Below are 4,261 nucleotides of genomic sequence, written 5' to 3' on the forward strand. Positions count from 1 at the left end.
GGAGTTTATTTCGAACGTATCCCATGAAATCGGCTCACCACTGACCTCGATCATCGGATTCGCGAAGGCGCTCAAGGATGAGAATCTGGATCAGGAGCAGCGAGACCGGTATTTGACGATCATCGAGACGGAGTGTATACGTCTGTCCAAGCTGAGCGATAATCTCATGAAGCTGGCGGTTCTGGATTCGGAGCGGTATCCGTTTCGTCCGTCCCGTTATCGGCTGGATAAGCAGTTGATATCGCTTATCCTCGCCTGCGAACCGCAATGGGAGGCTAAAAAAATCGACATGATTGTGGAGGCGGATAAAGTTGAGGTCAACGCGGACGAGGATCTGTTGGGCCAGGTTTGGGTGAATCTCCTTCACAATGCCATTAAATTTACACCACAGGGTGGAAGCATATCTGTTTCTCTTTCAAGTAACGGTGATCAGGCGGTTGTCTGCATTGCCGATACGGGACCGGGCATCGACGAACAGGATCAGCAGCGCATTTTTGAACGATTTTATAAAGCAGACAAGTCACGGGCTCGAACCGAAGGCGGCAGCGGCTTGGGACTTTCCATAGTCCACAAAATTACGGAGATGCATAGCGGATCTATATCTGTATCCAGCAAGATGGGAGAAGGAGCGGCAGTTACAGTTTTGCTGCCATTGTACCAGGAAGCAAAGAAAGGCAGCAGCAACTGCTGACTGCACACCGGCACAGATAATAAAAGGTCGATGACCCGCTATTCAAAGAAAAAATGCTGGCATTCGGTATGATTACTGTAAACATAGAGGAAATCATGACAGGCTAAAGGGAGCGTCTTCAAAGCCATAAACGGCTGAAAGGACGCTCCCTTTTGGTTGTGTACTCATATTCTTATGTCATCTACGACGTATAGCTCAGGGGTTAGTTGAATTGATAGGCTGCATTTCCTGAATAGCTTCCTTCAAGTTGTGTGAGCATAACTCATACAGTTGCTTTCTTTGCTGCTCACTGGAATTCGAGGCCAACTTTTGCAGTTCTGTTGTACATTGCTCCAGCAGCGTCAGCACCGCTTGATTAGAGTCCTGTACCTTGGACATCTGTACGTTATCACTGTACTGGTCAATGTATAGCTCCCCTTGCGGGTCCACCTGCGCGAAAAATACGTCTTTGACCGTCAGACTTTTTTCTTTCAGCTTGGCATCCAGCCATTGTTGAGTAATGCCCATGTATGCCATTTGCTGCTCCATAACTTTTCCATCCATAATAATAGCCGTTGGTTCCTTCTCCGGCAGTTGCAGCATATTAAGATCCTTAAGCGTCACAGGCTGCTTGTCTTTGGTCAGCAGAACGTTGATCTCACCGCTGGTCTCCATAATGGCAAACTCCACGTCAGATACCTTGAATACATTTTTACTCCGTAGCTGCTCCATAAGCTCATCCAGGGTAAGTCGTTCCTTTTTCAGATTATCCTCTAGGATTTTGCCGTCTTTGATCAGGGTCCTGGTTTTTCCATCCGCAAAATCCCTGACTTTCTTGCTTTTAATTTGCAATATTTCAATTGCTAATGTTACCAGGACCCATACTGCCAAGGATACAGAGCCTAAATACCAAGTAGATTCTCGCTCCATAGGAATGGTAGCGGCCAGATTCCCTATCGTAATCCCGGTTATATACTCGAACAAGGAAAGCTGGGACACCTGACGTTTTCCGAGAATTTTGGTAATTAAAAATAATATAGCGATAGCCATTAATGTGCGTGTAATAACCTCGGCCCAATCCTGCATGTACTCAACCTCATTTCATTACATTTCATTACATTTCATTACATTTCATTTCACCGCAAGTGCGCTGAATTCCAAGCATATCCGCACTAAGGTCTGTTTAAACGCTGAGCTCACTAGTTTTAGATAAACCGTGTAGACCGTATTAAAATTTTCTATCGTTGCATTATCAATGTCTATTAAGCAGGCGATTGACGGAAAAGGGGGAGAAGGATACATTATAAATATAATTCTTATTTAATTCATCGGAATTATAAACATTAAGCTTGCGGAGGTATGTATATGTCGTCCAAACCAAAGGTTGTATTGTGGATTAAAACCGGCTGTCATTTTTGTGGAGAGATCAAATCGTACCTGGAGGCCCAAAATCAGCCGTATGAAAATATTCAAGTAGACGGAAATGATGCACTGCGTGATGTGCTGGAGACCAAATATGGTATTCGTTATGTCCCTGTCGTAGAGGTAGGTGGGGATAACAAATATGAAGCTCTGCTCAACCCGGATCTGGAAGCGTTGGCTAAAGTACTGGAAAGTTACAATCAAGCGGTATAAGCCGACGGGAAATCATTATGTTCAAGAGAGGTGGATGAGTTCATGGCTAAGAATAGACAAATCAAATTTGGTGCAATTATTCATGGTGTTGGGGGAAGCATGACGACTTGGCGTCACCCCGACGTGCCTGCAGACGCGAGTATTAATTTTGAATTTTATAAAACACAGGCGCAAAAGGCGGAGGAAGGCAAGTTTGACCTCGTATTTATCGCAGATGGCCTGTTTATTAACGAAAAATCCATTCCCCACTTTCTGAACCGTTTTGAACCTATTACGATTTTGTCCGCTTTGGCCGGGGTGACGAAACATATCGGACTGGTCGGCACATTGTCGACTTCCTATAGCGAGCCGTTTACGGTAGCACGCCAATTTTCTTCCATTGATCATATCAGCGGCGGTCGTGCAGGCTGGAACGTGGTGACTTCTCCGCTGGAAGGCTCTGCCCTCAACTTTAACAAAGGCGAGCATCCGTCGCATCCGCAGCGCTATAAGATTGCCGATGAATATTTGCAGGTAACCAAAGGGCTGTGGGATTCATGGGAAGAGGATGCGTTCATTCGTGATAAGGAAACCGGTGTATTCTTTGACCCTGAAAAGCTTCATACACTGAATCATCAAGGCGAGTTCTTCTCTGTGCAGGGCCCATTGAATATTGGGCGTTCCAAGCAGGGACAGCCGGTTATTTTCCAGGCAGGTTCTTCGGAGGATGGCAAAAACCTGGCTGCGAAGGAAGCGGACGCTGTGTTTACGGGACATGAAACGTTGGAGGAAGCGCAGCAATTTTATCGTGATGTGAAGGAACGTGCGGTCCGCTATGGCAGATCGGAAGAGGATATCGTCATTTTACCGGGCATTTCACCGATTATCGGCAGCACAGCGGAAGAAGCGGAACGGAAGTATAAGGAAATCACCAATTTGGTGACCATTGAGGCCGCACTAAAATATTTAGGACGTTTCTTCGATCATCATGATTTCTCACAATATCCGCTGGATGAGCCATTCCCTGAGCTTGAGGGTATTGGCAGCAATGCGTTCCGCAGCGGTACAGATAAAATCAAACGGACAGCCAAAGAGCAAAATCTGACTTTGCGTGAGGTTGCATTGCGTTCAGCAACACCTAGAACCTCTTTTATCGGGACTGCTGAGCAGGTGGCGGATCGGGTGCAGGAGTGGTTTGAAAGAAAAGGAGCAGACGGGTTTATTATCGGCTCTGATGTGCCATCGGGTCTGCATGACTTTGTAAATCTGGTTGTGCCTATTTTGCAGGAGCGCGGGATTTATCGTCAGGATTATGAATTTAGCACACTCCGTGAAAACCTGGGCGTGCCCATTCCAGAAAACCGCTACACCGCAGCTAGAGCCAAAGTGAAGGTAGACGCGTAATAAAGGAGGGAACGGTATGTCGAAGGTTATTATCCTGTCAGGCAGTCCGTCAACACAATCCCGTTTATACGGATTGCGGCGGTGGGGCCGGTGGCGACTGGGGGCAACGCATGTCTGATGATTATATCCTGAGCACCCTGAACTCTGATGAAGTTCATGTTACGGAGCATGAGATGGGGCATGGATTCGGCTTGCCTGATTTCTATGAAGAAAATGATCGTCCCCCCGGTGGATTTCCCTCGCCAACCATTATGTGGGCCGGAAATTCTTCCAAGATAACAGAGTGGGATACCTGGATGCTGCGTTATACCTGGAGCCAGATCAAGAAGGATGCTTCTCGTTTTCCTACTCGATAAAAAATACTTAGAATAGCGCAAAAAAGCTGATGATAGGACCGTTTCTTCCGGAAGTCGCTATATTGGCGGCTTTTTTGTTTTAACGATGTAAGTTCTTGTCCCAAGTTAAGGAATGTGTTCCCTGAATATCCGTTTTTCATCAGCAAAATCAGAAAATAATCAGACTATGTGTAAATCGAATTACTGTAGCCACTCTATTTCTATAGGCTTTGTTGCA

4 protein-coding genes and 1 pseudogene are annotated in these 4,261 nt (G+C 46.1%); 4 read left to right on the forward strand and 1 reads right to left on the reverse strand.

The window, feature by feature from the left end:
• Positions 1 to 691: sensor histidine kinase (locus L693_RS0109625; protein ID WP_025717085.1), on the forward strand; the 691-nt coding region annotated here is incomplete at its 5' end.
• A gap of 195 nt (positions 692 to 886) precedes the next feature.
• On the opposite strand, the gene L693_RS0109630 is transcribed toward L693_RS0109625, so the two are convergent.
• Positions 887 to 1,756, reverse strand: a complete 870-nt coding sequence (locus L693_RS0109630; RefSeq protein WP_025717086.1) for a DUF421 domain-containing protein — start codon at positions 1,754 to 1,756, stop codon at positions 887 to 889.
• A 279-nt stretch (positions 1,757 to 2,035) separates the two neighbouring features.
• Here L693_RS0109630 and L693_RS0109635 point away from each other — a divergent pair, with 279 nt between their 5' ends.
• From L693_RS0109635 to L693_RS0109645, 3 genes and pseudogenes are all read left to right on the forward strand, one after another.
• Entirely contained in the window at positions 2,036 to 2,305 is a 270-nt protein-coding gene (locus tag L693_RS0109635; protein WP_025717087.1) for a glutaredoxin family protein, read from the forward strand.
• 42 nt (positions 2,306 to 2,347) lie between these two features.
• Complete coding sequence (locus L693_RS0109640; RefSeq protein WP_025717088.1) at positions 2,348 to 3,688, forward strand: LLM class flavin-dependent oxidoreductase; 1,341 nt, start codon at positions 2,348 to 2,350, stop codon at positions 3,686 to 3,688.
• Positions 3,689 to 3,768: 80 nt separating this feature from the next.
• Positions 3,769 to 4,044: pseudogene (locus L693_RS0109645) on the forward strand (dockerin); the annotation flags it as partial.
• Positions 4,045 to 4,261 lie beyond the last annotated feature (217 nt).

The organism is Paenibacillus sp. 1-18, from assembly GCF_000520755.1.
Lineage (GTDB): Bacteria > Bacillota > Bacilli > Paenibacillales > Paenibacillaceae > Paenibacillus > Paenibacillus brasilensis.